At 71.1% G+C, this 22,842-nt stretch carries 21 protein-coding genes; 15 read left to right on the top strand and 6 right to left on the bottom strand.

Annotated features, from left to right (window positions below):
* Positions 1 to 17: 17 nt before the first annotated feature.
* Positions 18 to 1,301 carry an ABC transporter substrate-binding protein gene (locus ACTU3I_RS14185; protein ID WP_442926338.1) on the bottom strand — a complete coding sequence of 428 codons (1,284 nt, stop codon included), beginning with the start codon at positions 1,299 to 1,301 and terminating at the stop codon, positions 18 to 20.
* Between the two features lie 155 nt (positions 1,302 to 1,456).
* Between ACTU3I_RS14185 and ACTU3I_RS14180 the strand changes: the two genes are divergently transcribed.
* Positions 1,457 to 2,458 (top strand): LacI family DNA-binding transcriptional regulator, encoded by a 1,002-nt coding sequence (locus ACTU3I_RS14180; protein ID WP_442926337.1) that lies wholly within the window; start codon positions 1,457 to 1,459, stop codon positions 2,456 to 2,458.
* Positions 2,459 to 2,472: 14 nt separating this feature from the next.
* Here the strand turns inward: ACTU3I_RS14180 and ACTU3I_RS14175 are convergent, their stop codons facing one another.
* Positions 2,473 to 3,045, bottom strand: coding sequence for a TetR/AcrR family transcriptional regulator (locus tag ACTU3I_RS14175; protein WP_442926336.1), 573 nt, complete (start codon positions 3,043 to 3,045; stop codon positions 2,473 to 2,475).
* A gap of 106 nt (positions 3,046 to 3,151) precedes the next feature.
* Here ACTU3I_RS14175 and ACTU3I_RS14170 point away from each other — a divergent pair, with 106 nt between their 5' ends.
* The 11 genes from ACTU3I_RS14170 (at position 3,152) to treZ (ending at position 17,930) form a co-directional block, all read left to right on the top strand.
* Positions 3,152 to 5,683 (top strand): MMPL family transporter, encoded by a 2,532-nt coding sequence (locus ACTU3I_RS14170; RefSeq protein WP_442926335.1) that lies wholly within the window; start codon positions 3,152 to 3,154, stop codon positions 5,681 to 5,683.
* Positions 5,684 to 5,728: 45 nt separating this feature from the next.
* Positions 5,729 to 6,409: a GTP pyrophosphokinase gene (locus tag ACTU3I_RS14165; RefSeq protein WP_442926334.1), complete on the top strand. Its 681-nt coding sequence runs from the start codon at positions 5,729 to 5,731 to the stop codon at positions 6,407 to 6,409.
* A 122-nt stretch (positions 6,410 to 6,531) separates the two neighbouring features.
* Positions 6,532 to 7,380, top strand: coding sequence for a transposase (locus tag ACTU3I_RS14160; protein WP_442926333.1), 849 nt, complete (start codon positions 6,532 to 6,534; stop codon positions 7,378 to 7,380).
* Entirely contained in the window at positions 7,377 to 7,778 is a 402-nt protein-coding gene (locus tag ACTU3I_RS14155; protein ID WP_442926332.1) for a BP74-related protein, read from the top strand. The genes ACTU3I_RS14160 and ACTU3I_RS14155 overlap by 4 nt, the downstream gene beginning before the upstream one ends.
* Entirely contained in the window at positions 7,775 to 8,962 is a 1,188-nt protein-coding gene (locus tag ACTU3I_RS14150; RefSeq protein WP_442926331.1) for an alpha/beta fold hydrolase, read from the top strand. Before ACTU3I_RS14155 ends, ACTU3I_RS14150 begins: the two co-directional genes overlap by 4 nt.
* A gap of 53 nt (positions 8,963 to 9,015) precedes the next feature.
* Entirely contained in the window at positions 9,016 to 9,561 is a 546-nt protein-coding gene (locus tag ACTU3I_RS14145; protein ID WP_442926330.1) for a hypothetical protein, read from the top strand.
* Between the two features lie 31 nt (positions 9,562 to 9,592).
* Positions 9,593 to 10,846 carry a cation:proton antiporter gene (locus tag ACTU3I_RS14140; RefSeq protein ID WP_442926329.1) on the top strand — a complete coding sequence of 418 codons (1,254 nt, stop codon included), beginning with the start codon at positions 9,593 to 9,595 and terminating at the stop codon, positions 10,844 to 10,846.
* A 10-nt stretch (positions 10,847 to 10,856) separates the two neighbouring features.
* Entirely contained in the window at positions 10,857 to 11,354 is a 498-nt protein-coding gene (locus ACTU3I_RS14135) for a glutaminase (protein WP_442926328.1), read from the top strand.
* A gap of 61 nt (positions 11,355 to 11,415) precedes the next feature.
* Complete coding sequence (gene glgX, locus ACTU3I_RS14130; protein ID WP_442926327.1) at positions 11,416 to 13,626, top strand: glycogen debranching protein GlgX; 2,211 nt, start codon at positions 11,416 to 11,418, stop codon at positions 13,624 to 13,626.
* A 1-nt stretch (position 13,627) separates the two neighbouring features.
* Positions 13,628 to 16,051 carry a malto-oligosyltrehalose synthase gene (treY, locus tag ACTU3I_RS14125; RefSeq protein WP_442926326.1) on the top strand — a complete coding sequence of 808 codons (2,424 nt, stop codon included), beginning with the start codon at positions 13,628 to 13,630 and terminating at the stop codon, positions 16,049 to 16,051.
* Positions 16,052 to 16,163: 112 nt separating this feature from the next.
* Entirely contained in the window at positions 16,164 to 17,930 is a 1,767-nt protein-coding gene (gene treZ / locus ACTU3I_RS14120) for a malto-oligosyltrehalose trehalohydrolase (protein ID WP_442926325.1), read from the top strand.
* Here treZ and ACTU3I_RS14115 read toward each other — a convergent pair.
* Positions 17,927 to 18,121 (bottom strand): hypothetical protein, encoded by a 195-nt coding sequence (locus ACTU3I_RS14115; RefSeq protein ID WP_442926324.1) that lies wholly within the window; start codon positions 18,119 to 18,121, stop codon positions 17,927 to 17,929. The two genes, treZ and ACTU3I_RS14115, sit on opposite strands and share 4 nt — an antisense overlap.
* A 277-nt stretch (positions 18,122 to 18,398) precedes the next feature.
* Between ACTU3I_RS14115 and ACTU3I_RS14110 the strand changes: the two genes are divergently transcribed.
* Together ACTU3I_RS14110 and ACTU3I_RS14105 are read left to right on the top strand one after the other, a co-directional pair.
* On the top strand, positions 18,399 to 19,439 hold the full coding sequence (locus ACTU3I_RS14110) for an isopenicillin N synthase family dioxygenase (protein WP_442926323.1): 1,041 nt from the start codon (positions 18,399 to 18,401) through the stop codon (positions 19,437 to 19,439).
* A gap of 191 nt (positions 19,440 to 19,630) precedes the next feature.
* Positions 19,631 to 20,434, top strand: coding sequence for a tryptophan-rich sensory protein (locus ACTU3I_RS14105; RefSeq protein WP_442926322.1), 804 nt, complete (start codon positions 19,631 to 19,633; stop codon positions 20,432 to 20,434).
* Position 20,435: 1 nt separating this feature from the next.
* Here ACTU3I_RS14105 and ACTU3I_RS14100 read toward each other — a convergent pair whose 3' ends face one another.
* Both ACTU3I_RS14100 and ACTU3I_RS14095 read right to left on the bottom strand, forming a co-directional pair.
* Positions 20,436 to 21,170 carry a glutamine amidotransferase-related protein gene (locus tag ACTU3I_RS14100; protein WP_442926321.1) on the bottom strand — a complete coding sequence of 245 codons (735 nt, stop codon included), beginning with the start codon at positions 21,168 to 21,170 and terminating at the stop codon, positions 20,436 to 20,438.
* Between the two features lie 35 nt (positions 21,171 to 21,205).
* Positions 21,206 to 21,760 carry a LysR substrate-binding domain-containing protein gene (locus tag ACTU3I_RS14095; protein WP_442926320.1) on the bottom strand — a complete coding sequence of 185 codons (555 nt, stop codon included), beginning with the start codon at positions 21,758 to 21,760 and terminating at the stop codon, positions 21,206 to 21,208.
* A gap of 194 nt (positions 21,761 to 21,954) precedes the next feature.
* Here ACTU3I_RS14095 and ACTU3I_RS14090 point away from each other — a divergent pair, with 194 nt between their 5' ends.
* The gene (locus ACTU3I_RS14090; RefSeq protein WP_442926319.1) at positions 21,955 to 22,353 is read left to right on the top strand and encodes a DUF1304 domain-containing protein; all 399 of its coding nucleotides are present in this window, start codon (positions 21,955 to 21,957) and stop codon (positions 22,351 to 22,353) included.
* A 1-nt stretch (position 22,354) separates the two neighbouring features.
* Here ACTU3I_RS14090 and ACTU3I_RS14085 read toward each other — a convergent pair whose 3' ends face one another.
* Positions 22,355 to 22,762: a transferase gene (locus tag ACTU3I_RS14085; protein WP_442926318.1), complete on the bottom strand. Its 408-nt coding sequence runs from the start codon at positions 22,760 to 22,762 to the stop codon at positions 22,355 to 22,357.
* Positions 22,763 to 22,842 lie beyond the last annotated feature (80 nt).

Raw genomic sequence — 22,842 nt, 5'->3', positions numbered from 1 at the left:
CTCGCGAAGGGTCACGATCAGCCCTGCGCACCCGCCGTGTTGACGGTCTGGATGAACTTCTCGGGGTCGCTGCTGCCGGCGAGCATGTCGACGACGGCGACGTTCAGCGCGTTGCCCACATTCTGGCCGAGGACGGTGTCGAGCCACTGCGAGATGAACGGTGCCTCGTTGTAGGCCTCGAGGATCCCGATGAGGTACGGCTCGGTGACCGCCTCCTGCGCGACGGAGTTGACCGGCGGCGACTGGAAAGCCTCGTAGTACTTCGTCTGCTGGTCGGCGCTGGCGACGAAGTTGAGGAAGTCCGCGCACTCCTTCGGAGCCTGTGCGGAGCAGGAGTACCCGTCGAGGCCACCCATCAGCGAGCCGGGGGCGCCCTGACCGCCGGGAACTTCGGGGAACGGGAACCACGCGAGGTCAGGGAGGGGCTTCTCATCCGGCGTCAGCGACGCGATGACGCCCGGATCCCACGCGCCCATGAGCTCCATCGCCGCCTGGCGGTTTGCGATGAGGCCTGCGGAGCTGCCGGCGCCCTGCTGGGGCTCGGTGGTGAGGAAGCCTTCGTTGAACGGCTCGATCGCGGCGAAGTCGGCCAGATCCTCGGCCGCGGTGAGCCAGCACGCGTCGCTGAAGTCCTTCGTCTCGCTGGTCTCCTCGATGACGTCGGAGCTGCACTCGCGGAGGGCGAAGAAGTAGTACCAGTGAGCCGCCGGCCAGGCCGCCTTCGCGCCGAGGGCGATCGGCGCGATGCCGGTCGCCTTGAGCTCGTCGACGGCGGTCTTCAGCTCGTCGACCGTGGTGGGGTTCTCCGCGATGCCGGCGGCATCGAAAGCGTCCTGGCTGTAGAAGAAACCGCCGGGCAGGACCGACAGCGGCATCGCCCAGATCTTGTCGTCGAGCGTCTCCGCGTCGAATGCCGCCTGAGAGATCTCCTCCTTCAGCTGCGCGTCGATCGAATCGGTCAGATCCATCAACTGCCCGGCCTCGACCATGGCGGCCATCTTGCCGCCGCCGCGCTGCAGGAAGACGTCGGGCGGGTCACCCGCGTTCAGCGCGGTCTGGAGCTTCCCGTCGAGGTCTTCGTTCTGCACGGACTGCATCGTGATCGTGACGCCGGGGTTCTCCTCCTCGAAGGCGGCGATGGCGTCCTTCCAGAACTGCTGACCGGGGCCCGTCGTGGAGTTCTGCCAGAGCGTCATCTCGACGTCGCCGCCTTCGGACGGAGAGCCGCCGGAACACGCGCTCAGAACGAGCGCGCCCGCTGCGAGGGCCACTGCCCCGGCCGCGATTCGGTTGGTTCGCATGAGTTCACCTGTCTCTTCATTGAGTGCACACTCGCCCGTCGAGGTGCGTTCGTCTCCGCGCGGTGGAAAACGCCCGGTGCACCGCAATTGTCTGAAAGGACAACAAATTCGTCAAACGTTTTCGAAAATGTTTTCCATGCCCCTACGATGGCCCCATGCGCCGACGTGTCACCATCCACGACGTCGCGGCCGCGGCGGGCGTCTCGGTCGCGACGGTCTCCAAAGCGGTGAACGGCCGCTACGGCGTCTCGACGGCGACCGTGCAGCGGGTGCTCGCGTCCGTCGCCGAGCTCGGATACGAGTCGAGCCTCGTCGCCAGCAGCATGCGCGCGCGCAGCACCGGGGTGATCGGCGTGCTGGTGGCCGACTTCGAGCCGTTCTCCGCCGAGGTCCTGAAGGGAGTGGGAGCGGCGTTGCGCGAATCCCGCCTCGACCTCCTCGCCTACAGCGGCTCGCGGCAGCAGTCATCCGAAGGCTGGGAGCGACGCTCGCTCAGCCGTCTCAGCGGCACCCTCGTCGACGGCGTCATCATGGTCACCCCGTCGGTGGTCAACGTCTCCACGGACGTTCCCGTGGTCGCCATCGACCCTCACACCGGCCCCGCCGACCTCCCCACCGTCGAATCCGACAGCTTCGCCGGGGCCCGCCAGGCGGTGTCGTACCTCATCTCGCTGGGCCACCGCCGGATCGGCTTCCTGGCCGGCCGTCCCGACCTGCGCTCCTCGATGTTCCGCGAGGGCGGCTATCGCCGTGCTCTCGAAGACGCCCGCATCCCCTTCGACAAGAGCCTCGTCGCGGTGGGGCGCTACGAGGAGGACACCGCCCGAACGGCGGCGACGCACCTGCTGTCGCAGTCCGATCGGCCGACGGCGATCTTCGCAGCGAACGACATCTCCGCCCTCACGGTGCTGCGCGTGGCGGCCGAGCGCTCCCTCTCGGTCCCCGGCGACCTGTCGGTGGTGGGCTTCGACGACGTCCCGGATGCGACGCAGGCCGAGCCCGCCCTCACCACCGTGCGCCAGCCCATGCAGCGACTGGGCGCGGAGGCTTTGAGGATGCTGCTGGAGCTGATGGGCGGCGCCGCGCCGGCTGAGACGCACCTGCGCCTGCCGACGGTCCTGGTCCCGCGCGCGACGACGGCGCCGCCCCCGCTCTGAGGCCGGCGCCCCGCTCAGCGGCCGATGACCGCGGCGACCAGCCGGTCCGCGTCCCCGTCGCGGACCGGCACGCGGCTGAGAGCGCGCACGATCACCGCGCCGATGAGCGCCTCGGCGAGCTCTTCCACCGGCGTCTCCGGTGCGAGGTTCGAGGCCGTGCCGACGGCGGCGCGGAGGCGTTCGGTGACCGAGCCCGACACCGTGAGGCTGTCTCTGAGGCGCCGACCGACGTCGGCGTTCTCCGCCGCCGCCGCCACGAGGGAGCGCAGCAGGGCCTCGCCGTGCTCTCCGCCGAGCACCGCGAACACCGTTCGAAGCCACTCGCCGAGATCCCGCCGGATGTCTCCGGTGTCGGGGAGGACGAGCCGGCCCGACAGGACCTTGCCCTCCAGGAGGCACTCGGCGATGATCGCCCCCTTCGACGGCCACCAGCGGTAGATCGTCTGCTTGCCGACCCCGGCGCGCGCGGCGATGCCCTCGATCGTGAGCGCGTCGTAGCCGCGATCGACGAGGGAGTCGGCGGCCGCCTGCAACACCGCCTGGCGGACGGCTTCACTGCGCACGGGGCCGTTGCGCGGGAGGGGCATGAGTGCTCATCTCCAGGAATAGACGAGACGTTGCGTGTTATCTTAAACGCTGCTTGTCGGTGTCGAGGGCGTCCTCCGGCGAGCCCTCACAGGTCGGAGGGATCGCATGGCAGAGCTGCTGCATCGACTGGGGACGTTCGCCGCCCGCCGCGCGTGGGCGGTCCTCGTCGCCTGGATCGCGCTGCTCGCGATCGCCGTCGGCGGGTTCCTGGTCGGTTTCAAGGGGCTCAGCTCGAGCTTCGACATCCCCGGCACCGCCTCCGGTGCCGTGATCGAGGAACTGCAGGACTCGCTTCCCGACTTCAGCGGCGCATCCGGAACCGTCGTCTTCACCACCGACGGCGAAGCCCTCACCGATGACCAGCGCACGGCCATCTCGGACCTCGTCGTCTCCGCCAGGGATCTTCCGGACGTCGCCGATGTCATCGATCCGTTCGAGACCGAGCAGGAGCTCGCCGCCTCGCGCCAGCAGGTCGAGGACGGCCGCGCGCAGCTCGACGCGGGCCGGGCACAGGCGCAGGACGGGCAGGCGCAGCTGGATGCGGGGCGGGCTCAGCTCGACGCGGGGCAAGCCGAGCTGGACGCAGCCCGCAGCCGGCTCGACGCGGCCGATCTGCCGGACGACGAGCGGCAGGCTCAGCGCGCCGCCCTCGATGCGCAGCAGGCCCAGCTCGAGGCGGGCCGGGCCGCGCTGGACGCGCAGCAGCAGACGCTCACCGACGCGCGGGCACAGCTCGACACGCAAGAGGTGACGCTCGAGCGGGGCGCCGAGCTGCTCTCGTTCGCGGATGAGATCCGCGTCGTGGCCGAGGATGACGCCACCGCCCTGGTCAACGTGCAGTTCACCAAGCCCCGCCTGGAGCTTCCGGAGGCGTCGAAGAAGGCCGTCATGGCGCACTTCTCCGACGAGCCCATCGACGGCGTGGATGTGTCGTTCTCGACCGACATCTCGCAGGGCGTCCCGCAGATCCTCGGTGTCGGCGAGGCCGTCGGCGTCGCGATCGCGGCGGTCGTGCTGATCGTCGTCCTCGGTTCGCTGCTGGCGGCATCGTTCCCGATCGTCACGGCGCTCGTGGGGGTCGCGATCGGGGCGCTGTCCACCCTGTCGTTCTCTGGACTGGTCCAGATGGCATCGGTGACACCGATCCTGGGGGTCATGCTCGGCCTCGCCGTCGGCATCGACTACGCGCTGTTCATCCTGTACCGCCATCGCCGTCAGCTGCTGCGCGGTGCCGACGTCGTCGAGTCGATCGGACTGGCCAACGGCACCGCCGGAAATGCGGTCGTCTTCGCGGGCGCCACGGTCATCGTCGCCCTCCTGGCTCTCAACATCACCGGGATCCCGTTCCTGGGCCTCATGGGAACGGCCGGCGCGGTGAGCGTGGCCGTCGCCGTGCTGATCGCCGTGACGCTCACCCCCGCCCTTCTCGGGCTCGCCGGAATGCGGGTGCTTGGCCGCCGGGCGCGGGCGCGGGCGACGGCGGCGTCGGGGACGGATGCGCCGCTGCGGCGCTCCCGCGAGCGGGCGGTGCGCGCGATGCCCACGTGGCGCGCGGTCGTCACCGCGGTCGTCGCCGTCGCCGTGCTGCTCGTGATCGCGATCCCGTCGCTCTCCATGCGGCTGGGTCTTCCCGACGGCGGCTCCGAGGCCGCCGATTCCTCCGCGTACCGCGCGTACACCTCGACGGCGGAGGCGTTCGGCGAGGGCGTCAACGGGCCGCTCCTGGTGACGGCCGCCCTGCCGCGCGGACTGGACGAGGACGGGGTCCAGGACGCGCAGCTCGCGGTGGCCCGCGAGCTCTCCGCTCAGCGCGACGTCGTCGCCGTCGCCCCCGTCGCCGTGTCGGAGGACTCTGCCCTCGCGGCGTTCCAGATCGTGCCCGCCGGAGGGCCCAACAGCGTCTCGACGGAGCGCCTGGTGCGCGACCTTCGCGCGCTGCCGGCGGTCGACGGCGACATCGAGCTGGGCGTCGCCGGCCAGGCCGCGATCAACATCGACATCTCCGAGGGCCTCGCCGACGTGCTGCCGCTGTACCTCGCGGTCGTCGTGGGGCTGTCGTTCCTCATCATGGTGATGGTCTTCCGCTCGCTGCTGGTGCCGCTGCTGGCCACTGTCGGGTTCGTCCTGTCGCTCTTCGCGACGTACGGCGCGGTCACGGCGGTCTTCCAATGGGGCTGGCTCGGCGATGTCTTCGGGATCCACAGCCCCGGTCCCATCCTGAGCTTCCTGCCGGTGATCCTCGTGGGGATCCTCTTCGGCCTCGCCATGGACTATCAGCTGTTCCTCGCGACGGGCATGAGGGAGGCGTACGTGCACGGCGCCCCGGCACGACTCGCCGTCGCCCAGGGTTTCCGCGCCGGCCGTACCGTCGTGATCGCGGCGGCCCTCATCATGGTGTCGGTCTTCGGCGGCTTCGTCACGAGCGAGTCGGTGATCATCAAGTCCATGGGCTTCGGGCTCTCGTTCGGCGTGCTCGCCGACGCGTTCCTCGTGCGGATGCTGCTCGTCCCGGCGCTGATGCACCTGCTGGGCCGTCCGGCGTGGTGGCTGCCGCGGTGGCTGGATCGGATCGTCCCGAACGTCGATGTCGAAGGTGCCGCCCTCGAGCGCCGGCATCCGTCGCACGCCGTTCACTGACCGGCTCACAGGGGTCTCGTAGGCGCGGACCGTAGCGTGCTGGGCATGCCCGGATCGCTCGACGAGCAGCAGATCACCGTTTCGGGCGCTGCCCTTCGCGCGATGCGCGACGAGTTCCAGCGGTTCCTCATGGAATACCGGTTCGGTCTGGCCGAGGTCGAGACGAAGATCTCGATCCTCCGCGAGGAGTTCCAGGAGATGCACGCGTACAACCCGATCGAGCACGTCTCGAGCCGGGTGAAGACGCCCGACAGCCTGGTCGAGAAGGTCCGGCGGAAGGGGATCGACGCCGACTTCGCCACGGTGCGTGCCGAGATCACCGACATCGCCGGCATCCGGATCACCTGCAGCTTCGTCAGCGACGCCTATCGGCTGTTCGACCTGCTCACTCAGCAGGACGACATCACCGTGCTGCAGGTGAAGGACTACATCGCCCGTCCGAAGCCCAACGGCTACCAGAGCCTCCACGCGATCGTGGAGGTGCCGGTGTTCCTCTCCACCGGCCGCGTGTCCGTGCCCGTCGAGGTGCAGTTCCGCACGATCGCGATGGACTTCTGGGCGAGCCTCGAGCACAAGATCTACTACAAGTACGACCGGCAGGTGCCAGGCGAACTGCTCGCGAGCCTGAAGGAGGCCGCCGACACCGCGGCCGAGCTTGACGAACGGATGGAGCGGCTCCACCGTCAGATCCGGGGCGGCGCCGCCCCCGAGGTCGTCTCGATCTGAGCGCGCTCGCCGTGCACAACGGCGGGCGATTGCGCCGCCGCGCGGGGTCGCCGGCCGCTCGGGCGGCGCGTCGCCGACGGTCTCCGCCGTTGTGCGCGGGGCGGGTCGGGCAGAATCGGCGCATGGCGGATGCGACGGACGAACTGGATGCGGTCGCCGACGCGCTCTACGGCGTGACGCCGGGGGAGTTCACCGCCGCACGCAACGCGCGTGCCGCCCAGGCCGCCGGGGCGCTCGCCCGGAGCATCAAGGGCCTTCGCAAGCCCTCGGTCGCTGCGTGGGCGGTGAACCTCCTCGTCCGCGACGGGCAGCTCGGCGAGGCCGTGGAGCTCTCTCGTGCGCTCCACGAGGCCCAGGACGACCTGGATGCTGCCGAGCTGGCGAAACTCGGCCGCCAGCGCCGCGCGCTCGTCGCGGGGCTCGCGCGCTCCGCGGCGGCGCTCGCGAAGGACGCCGGCTCACCTCTCAGCCGCACGGTGGTCGAGGAGGTGGAGCGCACGATCAACGCCGCGATCGTGGACGAGAGCGCCGGAGCCGCGGTGCTCACCGGGCGTCTCGTGCGCACGGTCTCCGCCGACCGAACGGATGACGCCGAGCTCGCCGACGCGGTCGCCGGATCGGTGCCCGGCGTCGCCGCCCGCCCCGAGCCGAGCCGCGACGACCTCGCCGCCCGCCGTGCGCGCAAGGCCGCGGAGGCCGCGGTGCGAGAGGCCGACCGCGCCGCCACCGAGGCCGAGCGCGAGCTCGCCCGGCTCCAGGCGAAGCTTGACAAGGCCCGCGAGCGCGCCGATCTGCTGCACGAGCGCGTCGAGGAGATCCGGGCCGACCTCACCCGAGTACAGCGCGACGCCGAGGCGGCAGACGCCGAGCTCGAGCGCCGGGAGGATGAGCGGGCGGATGCGGCCACGCGCGCGAAGGCGGCGGCGAAGGACGCCGACCGCGCCCGCGCCGCCCTGGAGGAGGACCGATGAAACGAATCGCCCCGCTGACGCTGGTCGCGGCCGTCGCGCTCCTGGCCGGATGCGCCGGCCCGGGAGGCGGTGCAGACAGTGTCCCCTCCGTCGCGACGTTCGAGGTCGTGGATCAGACGTATCGCATCGAGCTCGTCACGCCCGAGCTCGTCGAGCACGCGCGGCAGCTGCTCGACGGCGAAGAGGTCGCCGCGATCCCGGTGGGACGCATCGTCCGCGGTGACGCGTCGGTGAACGAGCCGTGGTCGTGGCACATCGACCCCGACACGGTCGAGTTCGCCGACTTCACCACCGAGGTGTGCGACGGGCTCCCCGAGTTCGTCGAGGACCGCACGCTCACGAGCGACACCTACTGTCCGTGGTCGGCGAAGATCGTCTCCCTCGAGCCGGCTCCGTGATCCGGCGCCGGATCCGCTGGACGGCGGTCGTCCTGATCGCCGTCGCGGTCGGCGCGGTGCTGATCGCGGAGGAGGGCCGCCTCGTCGGCGACGAGTTCGAGCGGTCGGGCATCGACGCGTTCTACGCGCAGCCGGACGGTGCGGTCACCGGTGATCCGGGGACCCTCGTCAGAAGCGAGCCGCTCGCGGGGACCCCGCTCGCCGCCGACGCCTGGCGCGTCATGTACCGCTCGACGACCGACGCCGGCGATCCCGTCGTCGTCACGGGCGTCGTCGTGACGCCGTGGGGGCCGCCCCCGCCCGGCGGCCGGACCGTGCTGGCGTGGGCGCACCCCACGACCGGAGCGGCACGGACGTGCGCGCCGTCGTACGGACTGGATCCCTTCCTCGGCATCGAAGGGCTCCGCACCCTCCTCGACCGCGGTTACACGGTCGCCGCGACCGACTACGCCGGCATGGGGACCGACGGGCCCGATTCCTACCTCATCGGCGGCACCGAGGGCCGCAACGTCCTGGACGCGGTGCGCGCGGCGCGCGCGATCCCGGGGGCGCAGGCGGGGGCCGATGTCGTGCTGTGGGGGCATTCGCAGGGAGGGCAGGCTGCTCTTTTCGCTGCGCAGGATGCCGCGGCCTACGCGCCGGAGCTCGACGTGGTCGCCGTGGCCGCGGCGGCACCCGCGGCAGACCTCCTCAGCCTCATGAAGGACCACCTCGACGACATCTCCGGGGTCACGATCGGGGCCTACGCCTTCACCGCCTACGCCGAGACCTATGGTGCGACAGTCCCCGGCGCCACCCTGGACGCGGTGCTCACCCCCGCCGCGCAGCGCCTCGTCCCGCAGATGAACGAGCTCTGCCTCCTCAGCAACCTCGACCGGCTGCATCAGATCGGCGGGCCGCTCGTGGGGGACTTCGTCTCGGTCGACCCGACCACCACGGAGCCGTGGCGGACGCTGCTCACCCAGAACTCCGCCGGAGCTGTCGCGTTCGACGCGCCCCTGTTCCTCGCACAGGGGCTGTCGGACCAGCTCATCCTCCCCGAGGACACCGCCGCATTCGCCGCCTCCGAGCGCAGCCTCGGCATCGACGTGACCGAGCAGACGATCCCGTGGGCCACGCACGCCACCATCGCCTACCTCGCCCTGCCCTTCCTCGTGGCGTGGCTCGACGCGCACGGGGTCTGAGCGCTCGTAGCATCGAAGCGACGCGGTCGCCGACGACCCGAGAAGGAGCGACGATGCTGAATCCGGATCATCCGCGCGATCTGCTCATGATCGCCGCCATCTTCGGCGTCGCGGCGCTGGTATGGGCGGGATGGGCCCAGGACCGGCCGCCGTCGGTCGCGTGGCGGGTGTATCTCGCGATCGCGAGCATCGCCGCTCTCGCGCTGGTCGCCTTCGCGGTGCCCGCCGTCGTCGGAGCGTGGAGCGAGGGGACGGCCATCACGCCGGGCACGCCCGAGTTCATCGCCTACCTGGTGTGGTTCTGGGTCGAAGTCGTGGTGGCCGTCGGAGGGGCGATCATGCTCACACGGCGCAAGCGCACGCATCTCATCGCGCCGTTCGTGCTGCTGGTGGTGGGGCTGCACTTCTTCCCGCTCGCGGTGGTGTTCGCCCAGCCGGTGCTCCACGGTGTCGCCGTGCTCCTCGCCGCGATCGCCGTCTCGGGCTTCGTCGTCCGACGGCGGATGGCGGAGCCGAGCTTCTGGTGCGGGGCCCTCGCGGCGCCCGTGTTCCTCGCCGTGGGAGTGTGGACGCTCACGACGGGGCTCGCCGCGGCGTGAGGGAGGCGGCGCTCCCCGCTACTGTGGCGGAATGTCGCTCCTGAGCGCCGGGTTCTTCCTCCTTCCCGCTCTCGCCGTCTCCGCGCCGCTGCTCGCGCGAGGCCTCGCACGATGGGTACGCATCCCGATCGTGGTGTTCGAGCTGCTGCTGGGCATCGTCTTCGGGCCCAGCCTGCTGGGCTGGGTGGCGCCGTCGGAGTTCTTCGACGTGCTGTCGTCGTTCGGGCTGGCGATGCTGTTCTTCATGGCCGGGTGCGAGATCGACGTGCCGGCGATCGCGGGACGTCCGCTCGTCCGCGCCGGCATCGGGTGGGTGCTCGGGCTGGCGGCCGGCCTCGGCATCGGCGTCCTGGTCGCGCCAGGGGAGACCGCCGTCGTCATCGGGATCGCGCTGTGCTCCACCGCGCTCGGCACCCTCCTCCCGGTCCTCCGCGACGCCGGCGAGCTCGGCACGCCCTGGGGGCGTGCCGCCACGGCCCTCGGCGCGGTCGGCGAGTTCGGCCCGCTCGTGGCGATCTCCCTCTTCCTCGGAGCGCGCGACCCCGGCACGTCCACCATCGTCCTGCTGGTGTTCCTCGCCCTGGCCGGGACGGCCATCTGGTTCGCGCTGCGCTTCGAGCACGGCCGCATCCACCGCCTCGTCCACGCCACGCTCCACACGTCGGGTCAGATGGCGGTCCGCCTGGTCCTGCTCATCCTCGGCGCGCTGGTCGCCTTGAGCCTGTGGCTCGAGCTCGACATGCTCCTGGGGGCCTTCGCGGCGGGGATGCTCTGGAAGCTCGTCATGCGCAACGCCCGGCGCCCGGTGCGCGAGGCCGTCGAGAGCAAGGTCGAGGGGATCGCCTTCGGCTTCCTCGTGCCGCTCTTCTTCCTCTACACCGGGGTCTCGTTCGACCTCGGCGCCCTCGTCTCGGATTGGCGGATCGGGGTGCTCGTACCGGCCTTCCTCGTCGCGCTGCTCGTCGTGCGGGGGCTGCCGTCGGCGTGGGCGGCACCCGCGGGGTCGTCGATGCGCGATCGCGTCGCGCTCGGGCTGCTGGGCGCCACCGGCCTGCCGATCATCGTCGCCGTCACCGCCATCGCCGTCGACGCGGACCTCATGACGTCGGGTGTCGCATCCGCGATGGTGGGGGCCGGGATGCTGTCGGTGCTGCTGTTCCCGTTCCTCGGGATGGCGCTGCACGGCGACCGTGCCGTCGTGACGACCCCCGCGCTGGATCCGGTGGTGCTGGAGGTGCCGCCCGCGACGCAAGCGCCGGAGACCGATCCGCGCCCGTCGGCATAGCATCGAGCGCGTGGACCCCCGCGATCTCGAGCGCACGCGCGAGCTGCTCCAGCGGGCGCGACGGACCCTGAGCGGCGCGCCGCGCGAAGCTCTCGGCGCCCTTCAGGAGCGTCGCCGCATCCTCGGCATCGCGCGCGCCCCGCGGATCGTCGCGGCCGGGGAGGCCTGGCACCTCGGCGTGCTCCTCCTGACGGACGAGGAGGTGCTGGCCACCGGCGAGATCATCCGTGCGCGGGCCGAAGCGGTGCGCGGCTTCACAGCCGAGTCCCAGCGCGCTCGTGCCGCGGTGGCGGCGGCGGCCTCTCGCGGGGGCTTCGCCGACGGTCAGATCGTCCACATCGACTGGGTGCCGCTCAGCCTGCACCTCATGACCGACCGCACCACGCCCCTCGCGGTGCGGGAGGGCGTCCCGGTCGTGCGCTGGAGCGCGGCCGGGGGGTATCTGCCGTTGGAGCGCTACCTCGCGGAGCGGATCGAGCTGCTGCAGCATCCGCCGGCCGGCGCATAACCCGCAGAGCACCCCCGGTCAACCGGCGTGCGCCGAAATTCCGCTCGGTTAGTGTTGCCCCGTGCAGGCATGGCCAGGATCCAGTTATCCCCTCGGGGCGACGTTCGACGGCAACGGAACGAACTTCGCCCTTTTCAGTGAAGGGGCCGAGCGCGTCGAGCTCTGCCTCTTCGGAGAGCGCGGGCGGGAGACGCGGGTCGAGCTCCGCGACGTGGACGCGTACGTGTGGCACGCCTACCTGCCGAACATCCAGCCGGGTCAGCGCTACGGCTACCGCGTCTACGGGCCGAACGATCCCGAGAACGGGCAGCGCTTCAACCCGAACAAGCTGCTCCTCGACCCCTATGCGAAGGCCGTCGACGGGCAGGTGCAGTGGGGTCAGTCGGTCTTCGGGTACAACTTCGGCGACCCGGACTCGCGAAACGACGACGACTCCGCCGCCGCGATGATGAAGGGCGTCGTCGTCAACCCGTTCTTCGACTGGTCAGGTGATCGCCAGCCGAAGACGCCGTACGCCGAGTCGTTCATCTACGAGGCGCACGTGAAGGGCCTCACCCAGCTCAACGAGCACATCCCCGAGGAGCTGCGCGGCAGCTACAGCGGCATCGCCCACCCCGCCGTGATCGACCATCTGCAAAAGCTCGGGGTCACCGCGCTCGAGCTGATGCCGGTGCACCAGTTCGTCAACGACTCCACGCTTCAGGAGAAGGGGTTGTCGAACTACTGGGGCTACAACACCATCGCGTTCTTCGCGCCGCAGAACACGTATGCCTCGACCGGTCAGCACGGCCAGCAGGTGCAGGAGTTCAAGGCCATGGTGCGGGCTCTGCACGCGGCAGGGATCGAAGTCATCCTCGACGTGGTCTACAACCACACCGCCGAGGGCAATCACATGGGGCCGACCCTGTCGATGCGCGGCATCGACAACGAGGCCTACTACCGGCTCGAGCAGGACGACAAGCGGTACTACACCGACTACACCGGCACCGGGAACAGCCTCAACGTGGGAAACCCCCACACGCTGCAGCTGATCATGGATTCGCTGCGCTACTGGGTCCTGGAGATGCACGTCGACGGGTTCCGGTTCGACCTCGCCTCGACCCTCGCCCGCGAGTTCTACGAGGTCGACCGCCTCGCGACATTCTTCGAGCTCGTGCAGCAGGACCCGGTGGTCTCGCAGGTGAAGCTCATCGCCGAGCCCTGGGACGTGGGCCCCGGTGGCTACCAGGTCGGCAACTTCCCGCCGCAGTGGACGGAGTGGAACGGCAAGTACCGCGACACCGTCCGCGACTTCTGGCGCGGCGAGCCGCAGGCGCTCGGCGAGTTCGCCTCGCGGCTCACCGGCTCCGCCGACCTCTACGAGCATTCCGGGCGCCGGCCCGTGGCATCCATCAACTTCGTCACGGCGCACGACGGCTTCACGCTCCGCGACCTGGTGTCGTACAACGAGAAGCACAACGAGGCCAACGGCGAAGACAACAACGACGGCGAATCGCACAACCGCTCCAACAACATGGGGGTGGAAGGGCCGACGGATGACGCGTCGGTGCTGGCTGCCCGTGCCCGTCAGCAGCGCAACTTCATCGCGACCCTGATGCTGAGCCAGGGGGTGCCGATGCTCCTGCACGGCGACGAGATGGGACGCACGCAGGGCGGCAACAACAACGGCTACGCCCAGGACAACGAGATCACGTGGGTCGACTGGTCGACCGCCGATCAGCCGCTGATCGAGTTCACCGCCGCACTGTCGCGCCTGCGCAAGGAGCACCCGGCGTTCCGGCGGAGCCGCTTCTTCAACGGCCGGCCGGTGAAGATGGAGGAGGGCGCCCCCATCCCCGATGTCGTCTGGCTCCGCCCCGACGGCTCCGTCATGCAGCCGGAGGACTGGGAGTCGGGCTTCGGCCGGGCGATCGGGGTCTTCCTCAACGGCCGCGGCATCCGCGAGCGCGACCGCCGCGGCGAGCAGATCTCCGACCAGCACTTCATCGTGCTGTTCAACGCCGGTGACGACGAGGTCGACTTCGCCCTCCCCGACCAGAAGTACAGCCCGGAATGGGATGTGCTGGTCGACACCGCGGGCGCCTTCGCCAACACCGAGCCGGTGCTGCCCGGGGCGACCCTGCCCCTCGCGGCCAAGTCGCTCATGGTGCTGTGCGAGCACGACCTGCCGGAGCCCGAGATCGACCACTCGGTGGCCGCATCGCTCACGCTCAACGCGGGTCTCACGGCCCCCGACGACCTGCCGTCGCAGGCTCCCAAGCCGGAGCTCTGAGATGACCCGGCGTCCGCTGTCGACCTATCGCCTGCAGATCCGCGCCGGGTTCGACCTCGATGAGGCGGCGGGGGTGACGTCGTACCTCCGCGACCTCGGGGTCTCGTGGGCCTACCTCTCGCCGCTCCTTCGCGCGACCCCCGGTTCCGACCACGGGTACGACGTCGTCGACCCGACGCGCGTCGACCCCGAGCGCGGCGGTCCCGATGGGCTCGCCCGCTTCGCGGCATCCGCCCGCGCCGCCGGCCTCGGCATCCTCGTGGACATCGTTCCGAACCACATGGGGGTCTCCCAGCCGCGGGAGAACCCGTGGTGGTGGGACGTTCTCCGTCTCGGGCCGGACTCCCCGCACGCCGCCGCCTTCGACATCGACTGGGATGCCGCCGACGGGCGCGTGCGCGTTCCCGTGCTGGGCAGCGCCCCGGAGGACGTCCTGCGCGCCGGCGAGCTGGTCGTCGACCCGGAACCCGCGGAGGACGCGCCGTCGGGGCTGCTGCGGTACTTCGACCACGTCTTCCCCCTGGCCCCGGGTTCGATCGACGACGCCGGCCTGGAGAACCTCACCGACCCCGCCATCGTGCGGGCCGTGCTCGAGCGGCAGAACTACGAGCTGCGCTTCTGGCGCGACGAGGCCGCCGAGCTGAACTACCGCCGCTTCTTCGCGGTGACGACGCTGGCGGGGCTGCGGATCGAAGACCCCGCGGTGTTCGACGCCACTCACGCCGAGATCCTCCGCTGGGTGCGCGAGGGCCTCGCCGACGGCCTGCGCATCGACCACCCCGACGGGCTGCTCGACCCGGGCGGCTATCTGGAGCGGCTCGCGGACGCCCTCCGCCAGGCCCAGGGACCGGGAAACGTGGGATACGTGCTCGTGGAGAAGATCCTCGAGCACGGGGAGGCCCTTCCCGCCTGGTGGGAGACCGACGGGACGACGGGCTACGACGCGCTCGCCGAGTTCGGCCGCGTCCTCGTCGATTCGGTCGGCGAGCAGGGACTCGATGCGCTCGATGCACGCCTGCGCCGGGAGTCGCGCATGGCGGCGACGATGGGGTGGGCGGACCTCATCCACGACACCAAGCGCATGATCGCCGACACGATCCAGGTCGCGGAGATCCGCCGGCTCATCCGCGTGCTCCCGGGCGATCTGCGAGCCCTGGACTCCGCCGTGCTGCAGGACGCCCTCGCCGAGCTTCTGACCTGCTTCCCGGTGTACCGGTCGTACCTGCCCGCGGGCCGCGAGCATCTCGACGCGGCGGCGGCCGACGCATCCGGTCGACGCCCCGACCTGGCCGAGGCGATCGTCCGCCTTCTGCCGGCACTGGCCGACCCGGCGAACGAGGTCGCGCGGCGCTTCCAGCAGGTGACCGGCCCGGTCATGGCCAAGGGCGTGGAAGACACCGCCTTCTACCGGCACACCCGGCTCGGGCCGCTGACGGAGGTCGGGGGCGATCCGTCGCAGTTCTCGCTCCCGGTCGCAGGCTTCCACGCCGCCCAGGCCGCGCGCCTGGCGTCGTGGCCGCACGCGATGACGGCCCTCTCGACGCACGACACCAAGCGCGGCGAAGACGTTCGCGCCCGCCTGACGGTGCTGGCGGAGATGCCCGATCGCTGGTCGCGCACGCTCGACACCTTCCGTCGCGTCGCCACGACCGGACACGGTCCGTTCGACGCGCTGCTGTGGCAGGCGATCGTCGGAGCGTGGACGGGCAGTCCCGACCCGCAGCTGCGCGAGCGCCTGCACGCGTACGCCGAGAAGGCGGCGCGGGAAGCGGCGGAGGCGACCGGATGGTGGGACCCGGTGCCCGCGTTCGAGTCGGCCATGCACGGCGTCGTCGACGCCGCGACCGGCCACGCCGCCGAGCTCGTCAGCGGCTTCGTCGACGAGATCGCCCCCGCGGGCTGGACCAATGCCCTGTCGCAGAAGGTGCTGCAGCTGGCCGGCCCCGGCGTGCCGGACGTCTATCAGGGCTCGGAGCTGTGGGAGATGTCTCTCGTCGATCCCGACAACCGCCGTCCAGTGGACTTCTCCGCGCGCCGCGCCCTCCTGGCGACGATCGACGCCGGGTTCGCTCGGGGCGAGCTTCCGCCGGTCGATGCCGACGGCGCGGCGAAGCTCCTCGTGACCTCGCGGACGCTGCGCCTGCGCCGCGACCGCCCCGAGCTGTTCTCCCGGTACACGCCGATGACCGTCGTGGGCGAAGCATCCGCGCACGCGATCGCGTTCGACCGCGGCGGGGCGCTCGCGGTGGCCACGCGCCTGCCGGTCGGGCTGGCGCGCAGCGGCGGCTGGGGCGACACCGTGCTGCTGCGTTCTCCCGGCCCGGCCGTCGACGTCTACACCGGCCGCCGGTACGAGGGCTCGACGGTGCCGCTCGCGGAGCTTCTCGCCGTGTACCCCGTGGCGCTCCTCGTTGCGGAGGCGTGAGCATGTGCCACCTTTCTTCGAACGCACATCTCCTCGCCGAGCGCACATGCTGCCCGGCCGATTCCGATGTGCGCTCGACAACACCATGTGATCTCGCGGAATGGAGACGGCGATGACGGTCGAGGTGTGGGCACCCCTCGCGGAGCGCGTGCGGCTGCGCCGGCTGGATGCTGACGGCGCGACGGCCGTCGAAGACGTCGAGCTGACCGCAGACCCGCAGAGCGGGTGGTGGCGCACCGACGTCGAGCTCGCCGACGGCGAGCGCTACGGGTTCGTCCTCGGTGACGGCGAGCTTCGCCCCGATCCGCGGTCGCGGCGTCAGCCCGACGGCGTGCACGGCGCATCCGCGTGGTTCGATCCGTCTGCCCACGCGTGGTCCGACGCCCACTGGACCGGACGGCAGCTGGCCGGCGGGCTGATCTACGAGCTCCACCTCGGCACCTTCACGCCGGAGGGCACCCTGGATGCCGCGATCGGCAAGCTTGACCACCTGGTCGACCTCGGCGTCACGCACGTCGAGCTGCTGCCGGTCAACGGCTTCAACGGGGTGTGGAACTGGGGGTACGACGGCGTCGCCTGGTACACGGTCCACGAGGCCTACGGCGGCCCTGCCGCGTACCAGCGGTTCGTGGACGCGGCGCACGCCGTCGGCCTGGCCGTGATCCAGGACGTCGTCTACAACCATCTGGGCCCGAGCGGCAACTACCTGCCGGAGTTCGGGCCGTACCTGCGCACCGGCAGCCGCAACACGTGGGGCGACTCGGTCAACCTCGACGAGGACGCGGTGCGCTCCTTCATCGTCGAGAACACCCTGATGTGGATGCGCGACTACCGCGTCGACGGCCTGCGCCTGGACGCCGTGCACGCCCTGCACGACGAGCGAGAGAGCCACATTCTCCGCGAGATCGCGGAGGCGGCCGACGCGCTGTCGGCGGCGCAGCAGCGCCCCCTCACCACGATCGCCGAGTCGGACATGAACGACCCGAAGCTCATCATGCCCCGCGAGGCGGGCGGATACGGCCTGACGGCGCAGTGGTCGGATGACTGGCACCACACGGTGCACGTCGCCGTCAGCGGCGAGACGACGGGCTACTACGAGGACTTCGCCGCACTCGAGGCGTTCGGCAAGGTCACCCAGGGCGGCTTCTTCCACGACGGCACCTACTCGTCGTTCCGCGGCCGCAACCACGGCTTTCCCATCCCGCGGGATGTGCCGGCGTGGCGCCTGGTGACGTTCGCGCAGGACCACGACCAGATCGGCAACCGCGCCGTCGGCGACCGGCTGTCGCAGACCCTGTCCTACGACCGGCTCGCCGTCACGGCCGTGCTCACCCTCACCACGCCCGGCACCCCCATGCTGTTCATGGGGGAGGAGTGGGGCGCCTCGACACCGTGGCAGTTCTTCACGTCCCACCCCGAGCCCGAGCTCGGCGAGGCGACGGCGAAGGGGCGCATCGCGGAGTTCGAGCAGATGGGATGGGACGAATCCGTCGTCCCCGACCCGCAGGATCCGCAGACCTTCGAGCGTTCCAAGCTGGACTGGGCGGAGGCATCCGAGGGCGATCACGCCCGCCTGCTGGAGCTCTACCGCACGCTGGCGCGGGTGCGGCGGGAACGCCCGGAGCTCACCGACCCCGCGTGGTCGGCGCGCACGGCCGGGGTCGGAGACGGCGGCAACGGCCGCACCTACGAACTGCGCTCGGGCGACCTCGTGGTGTTCGCGAACCTCACGAGCAGCGAGGCGACCGTCTCCGTTCCGGCCGGGAGCGTGGTGCTCCTGGCCACGCGCGATCTCCGCGAGCCGCCCGAGCAGCTGCCGGGCGCGACGGAGATGCTCGTTCCGGCCGATGCGGCCGTGATCTACGGCCCGCCGCTCTAGTCCTCGCCGTCGTCCAGACGCACCGGCCGATCGTCGTCGAGCGGCGGCTCGGGCACGGCGTCCGCGGGGTCGAGCGGACGCTCGTCTTCGGGGAGCGGCTCGGCGCGGTCCTCGTCGGGGTCGGCGGGGCGGTCTTCGTCGGTGGGCTCGTGGTCGATAGGTGACTCGGATGCGGGGGGAATGGTGGACACGGCGGCTCCCTCTGTTCAGACGGATGCTTGCAGTCCGACCCTACGCCGCAGGGTTCGGCGAGAGCACATGCTCTCGCCGAGCGCACACCGTTTCGGACCCCACACGGTGTGCGCTCGCCAACAGCATGTGATCTCGGCGAGATGTAACGCGCGCGAAACGCGTGGCGCGTACCGTGGGGGCTCGCTCGTAAGCGAGACGCCCCGGGCGTCGGGAATGCGTAAGCGGCTGCCGAACAATCCGGCCGCCCGCGCGGCGGCCTCCGATCGAGGAGTTGCCATGACCTTCACCGTCCCCACCGTCGACATCACGTCCTACGTCGTCGACGGAAGCCCTGCCGACCGCGCCGATGTGGCGCGTCGCATCGACGACGCCTGCCGCACCGTCGGCTTCATCCAGATCACGGGCCACGGCGTCCCTACCGCCGTGCTCGATGGCCTGACCGATGCCGTGGATCGCTTCTTCGCCCTCGACCTCGACGAGAAGAAGCGCTACCGCACGCCGCCGGAGATCAACCGCGGCTACAGCCCGCCGAAGTCGGAGTCGCTGAGCCTGTCGCTCGGCGTCGAGTCGGCGAACCGCATGAACGATTTCTTCGAGGCGTTCAACATCGGCGCGACGGCGGTGACCTATCCCGGCGTCGATCTTCCGCAGCCCGACTACGCCGACAACGTGTGGCCCGCCGTCGACGGCTTCGAGAGACAGGTGGGCGCGTACTTCGCCGAGGCCGCGAGGGTCGCGCGCACGATGACGCGGATCTTCGCCGACGCCCTGGAGCTGGAACCCGGCTTCTTCGCCGAGCGCACCGGGCACTCCCTCGACGTGATGCGGATGAACAACTACGCCCTTGCGCCCGGGACGGATGTCACGCTCGACGGCGACCTCGTCGGGATGGGGGAGCACACCGACTACGGCATCGTCACGATCCTGTGGGCCGACCGGGTGCGCGGACTGCAGGTGCTCGGCGCCGACGGCTCCTGGAACGACGTGTCACCGGCCGACGGCGCCCTGCTCATCAACCTCGGGGACGTCACGGCGCGCTGGACCAACGAACGGTGGATGTCGACGCTCCACCGGGTGAAGCCGCCGGTCATCGATGGCACCATCGAGCGCCGGCGCTCGGTGGCGTTCTTCCACGACGGCGACGTCGACGCGGTCATCCGCACGCTGCCGTCGTGCGTGGACGCGGGGCATCCGGATCTCTACGAGCCGGTCACCGTCGGCGAGCACATCGCCGCGAAGCTCGCCGGGTCGCGCGCGGGCATCCGCAACGAGCGGGCCGAACGGGAGGGCGCGCGGGTGCTGGCGAGCTCCCGCTGACCGACGTCGTCGACCTGCCCCGTGCCGTACTCAGTCTGGCTGGAGCCGCCACGGGGGTTGGTCCGCGGAAATCCGCGGGCCAGTGCCGAGGCCAGGCACGTTCAGACTGAGTACGGTACGCGCGCCCGGATCGGCGGCGAGCGGCTGTCAACCGGGGGCCGTCGCGCGCCAGTGCCCCGTACCGTCGGAGCATGACCTCGCGACCGCTCGACCTGCTCCGCCAGATCGCCGTGCTGTCGGCGGTGTCGTTCATGCTTGTCGCGTCCGCGCTCGGCACGGGGCTCCTCGGCGGCACTCCCGTCCGGGACGTGCAGGGTGGCGCGCTGGACTCGGATGCGTCGTACCTCGCCCCCGCCGGCCCTGCATTCTCGATCTGGTCGGTGATCTACATCGGCCTCGTCGCGTACGCGATCTGGCAGGCCCTCCCGCGCCAGCGGGCGACGGAGCGGCAACGCGACCTCGGGTGGCTGGTCGCCCTCACGACGGTCCTGAACGGGATGTGGCTGGTCGCAGCGCAGTTCTGGACCCTGACGGCGACCGTCGTCGTCATCGCCCTGCTGCTGGTCGCTCTGGCGATCACGTTCCGCGTCGCGGTGGTGACGCGGACGCCGGGCGACGGCGTGGCCGACGCGGTGCTCCTGGACGGGGTGACGGGGCTCCACCTCGGGTGGGTGACCCTCGCCACCGTCGCGAACACGGCGGCGCTTCTGACGGCGACAGTTCCGAGCGACTGGGAGGACGCCGCGGCGCCGCTCGGCGTCACCGTCCTCGTCGTCGTGGGCGTGATCGGCCTCGGTATCGCGTGGGCGAGCGGATGGCGCGTCACGCCGGGGCTCGCCATCGGATGGGGCGCGACATGGCTTGCCGTCGGCCGCCTGGCCGGGGAGCCGCAGAGCACGGCGATCGGTGTCACCGCGATCGTCGTCGCGGCCGTCGTCGCGGTGCTGCCCTTGGCCGTCGCGGGACTGCGGCTGCTGCGCCCGCAGGGCGACTGAGTCACGCCGCGGCGCGGGCGGCGAAAGCCTGCAGGAGCCGCGCCGGCTCCGAGACGGATGCCGCCAGGACGCGTGCCGACAGCGTGTCGTACTCCTCGGGGGCGAAGTACCCGTCGTTGCGGTAGATCGCCATGCGCTCGGTGAACGCGCGGGTGGTCGGCTCCGGGTGGAACTGCGTGGCCCACAGGCGCTCGCCCACGCGGTACGCCTGCACCGGGCACGCCTCGTTCTCCGCCAGCAGCACGCCGCCCGGAGGAGGTGCCGCGGTCCCCTCTTTGTGCGCGGTCAGCGCCACGAACGGGGCGCGGAGGCCGCCGAAGAGGGCGTCGCCGGTGGCGGCGGCGGTGAGCCGGATGGTGGTGGGGCCGGTGTCCTCCGGGAATTCCCGCGAGACGACGCCCCCGAGCATCCGGGTGACGACGCCGATGCCGTAACAGGTGAACAGGGCCGTGGTCGCGGCCTCCGCCGCCGCGGAGGCGATGCGCTCCAGATCGCTTTCCAGGCGCCGCTGCGCCTCGGACTTGTCGGACTCGTCATCGGTGAGGTTGAAAGGGCTCCCCCCGACGACGAAACCCCCGAAGCGATCGAAGGCGTCGGCGGGCAGCGGCCGGCGGACGAGGTCGTGCCGGGCGAGAAGGCCCTCTCCCACACCGAGCCCCTCGCAGAAGGAGGCGTACTCCGCGTCGGCCGCCTCGAGCTGCGGGCGCACGCAGACGTAGAGGAGCGGGGAGGACATCAGGAAATTCTAGAGCGTGCCGACCCGGCCGCTCCTCACCGCGAGGAGTTGGCCGTCCGCCCCCGGACGATGCCGACGAACGTCTGGACGTCGTCGGTGTCGGCGTCGCGGGGCCAGGCGAGGGCGACGGTCGAGGAGGGGCCTTCGCGCAGCGGCCGGTAGGTCACGTCCTTGCGCGCGTGCAGCCGGGCCAGCGACATCGGGACGATCACGACGCCGACGCCCGCAGCGACAGTGGCGATCGCGTCGGCGGTCGTCTCGGGCGGGTCGAAGGCGGCGGGGACGGCGCCGGGCACGGGCGCGGTCAGAACGGCATCGCGCGGCACGATCACGACCTCGCCGGCGAGGTCGGCGAGGTCGAGCTCCTCGGCGGCGGTCAGCGAGGACTCCACGGAGGTCACGACGACGGGGACCTCGTCGTAGAGGCGGATGACGGAGAGCCCTTCCGTGTCGATCGGCAACCGGACGAGGGCGGCGTCGAGGGTTCCGGAATCGAGCAGCGTCCGCTGCTCGGCGACGCCGATCGTCTCGAGCTCCAGGGGGACGCGGGGCATCCGGGCGCGCCACGCCTGGATCCACTTCCCCGGCATCGCGCCGGAGACCACCCCGAGCCGGAAGGTCCGCGGAGGCTCGGGCGCAGGCCGGGGCGCCGGCTTCGGGCTGCGCTGCGGGGTCGGCGCGCGCCTCCCCGACCCCTTCGGGGGAATGGGGCGCCGGGGGCCGCTTCTCGCCATGCCGTCATGCTAACCGGGGGCGCCGCGGCCATCCGCGCTACTGTTCGCTCATGCCGGCGATCGTGGCGACAGTCCTGGCGGCTCTGGCCGCCCTCCTTCACGTGTACATCTTCGTGATGGAGAGCGTGCAGTGGACGACGCCGCGCGTCTGGCGCCGATTCGGGGTGACCGACCAGGAGACGGCCGACGCCATCCGTCCGATGGCCTACAACCAGGGGTTCTACAACCTGTTCCTCGCGATCGGCGCGACGATAGGGATCGTCCTGTTCTGGGCCGGCGGAACCGGCACCGCCGCCGATGTCGCCGGGCGCACGCTGATGCTGTTCACGCTGGGGTCCATGGCGGCGGCGGCATTGGTTCTCATCTCCAGCGGCCGGCGCTACGTTGGCGCCGCCCTGCTGCAGGGGACCCTGCCTCTGCTGGGGTTCGTGCTGTTGCTGTTCGCCTGACTCAGGCCGCCAGGCGGAGGCCGCGTCGGTCGGTCGCGACCACCTCGCCGTCGGCGATCGTCTCGTCGTCTCCGATGAGCGACCCCACGGCGACGCGCGCCCCGGTTCCCACGTGCGCGCGGACGCCGATCGTGGCGCCGGCCCCCACGGCAGCTCCGGTCCCGACGTGCGCGTGCGGCGCGATGTGCGCCTGCGGACCGATCGTCGCGTCGGATTCGATCCACGCTCCACGGCCGATGCGCGCGCCTTCCGCGACATGCGCGCCAGGCTCGACATACGCCCCCGCCTCGACGAGTGCGCTCGGGTGCACCTTGGCGCCATGCGCGATCAGACCCCGACCGTTGACGTGCTTGCGATAGCGCAGAGTCTCGCCGCGGTCGTTCTCGATGTCGATGTAGTTCTTGCCCACGTTCTCCTCCGGCGGCACCATCTGGCGCCGACAACGAATGCAACGTCGGGGAATGCGTGTTCATTCCCGCGCATGGTTGT

This window comes from Microbacterium sp. RD1, assembly GCF_052220165.1.
Lineage (GTDB): Bacteria > Actinomycetota > Actinomycetes > Actinomycetales > Microbacteriaceae > Microbacterium.
The sequence above is the reverse complement of the archived record's forward strand: the minus strand, read 5'-3'. Positions and strand labels throughout refer to the sequence as shown.

Excerpts from the sequence above, each read along its gene's own strand:
- ACTU3I_RS14185 (WP_442926338.1), bottom strand. The coding sequence starts at position 1,301 with ATGCGAACCAACCGAATCGCGGCCGGGGCAGTGGCCCTCGCAGCGGGC.
- ACTU3I_RS14180 (WP_442926337.1), top strand. The coding sequence starts at position 1,457 with ATGCGCCGACGTGTCACCATCCACGACGTCGCGGCCGCGGCGGGCGTC.
- ACTU3I_RS14175 (WP_442926336.1), bottom strand. The coding sequence starts at position 3,045 with ATGCCCCTCCCGCGCAACGGCCCCGTGCGCAGTGAAGCCGTCCGCCAG.
- ACTU3I_RS14170 (WP_442926335.1), top strand. The coding sequence starts at position 3,152 with ATGGCAGAGCTGCTGCATCGACTGGGGACGTTCGCCGCCCGCCGCGCG.
- ACTU3I_RS14165 (WP_442926334.1), top strand. The coding sequence starts at position 5,729 with ATGCCCGGATCGCTCGACGAGCAGCAGATCACCGTTTCGGGCGCTGCC.
- ACTU3I_RS14160 (WP_442926333.1), top strand. The coding sequence starts at position 6,532 with ATGGCGGATGCGACGGACGAACTGGATGCGGTCGCCGACGCGCTCTAC.
- ACTU3I_RS14155 (WP_442926332.1), top strand. The coding sequence starts at position 7,377 with ATGAAACGAATCGCCCCGCTGACGCTGGTCGCGGCCGTCGCGCTCCTG.
- ACTU3I_RS14145 (WP_442926330.1), top strand. The coding sequence starts at position 9,016 with ATGCTGAATCCGGATCATCCGCGCGATCTGCTCATGATCGCCGCCATC.
- ACTU3I_RS14140 (WP_442926329.1), top strand. The coding sequence starts at position 9,593 with ATGTCGCTCCTGAGCGCCGGGTTCTTCCTCCTTCCCGCTCTCGCCGTC.
- treY (WP_442926326.1), top strand. The coding sequence starts at position 13,628 with ATGACCCGGCGTCCGCTGTCGACCTATCGCCTGCAGATCCGCGCCGGG.
- treZ (WP_442926325.1), top strand. The coding sequence starts at position 16,164 with ATGACGGTCGAGGTGTGGGCACCCCTCGCGGAGCGCGTGCGGCTGCGC.
- ACTU3I_RS14110 (WP_442926323.1), top strand. The coding sequence starts at position 18,399 with ATGACCTTCACCGTCCCCACCGTCGACATCACGTCCTACGTCGTCGAC.
- ACTU3I_RS14105 (WP_442926322.1), top strand. The coding sequence starts at position 19,631 with ATGACCTCGCGACCGCTCGACCTGCTCCGCCAGATCGCCGTGCTGTCG.
- ACTU3I_RS14100 (WP_442926321.1), bottom strand. The coding sequence starts at position 21,170 with ATGTCCTCCCCGCTCCTCTACGTCTGCGTGCGCCCGCAGCTCGAGGCG.
- ACTU3I_RS14095 (WP_442926320.1), bottom strand. The coding sequence starts at position 21,760 with ATGCCGGGGAAGTGGATCCAGGCGTGGCGCGCCCGGATGCCCCGCGTC.
- ACTU3I_RS14090 (WP_442926319.1), top strand. The coding sequence starts at position 21,955 with ATGCCGGCGATCGTGGCGACAGTCCTGGCGGCTCTGGCCGCCCTCCTT.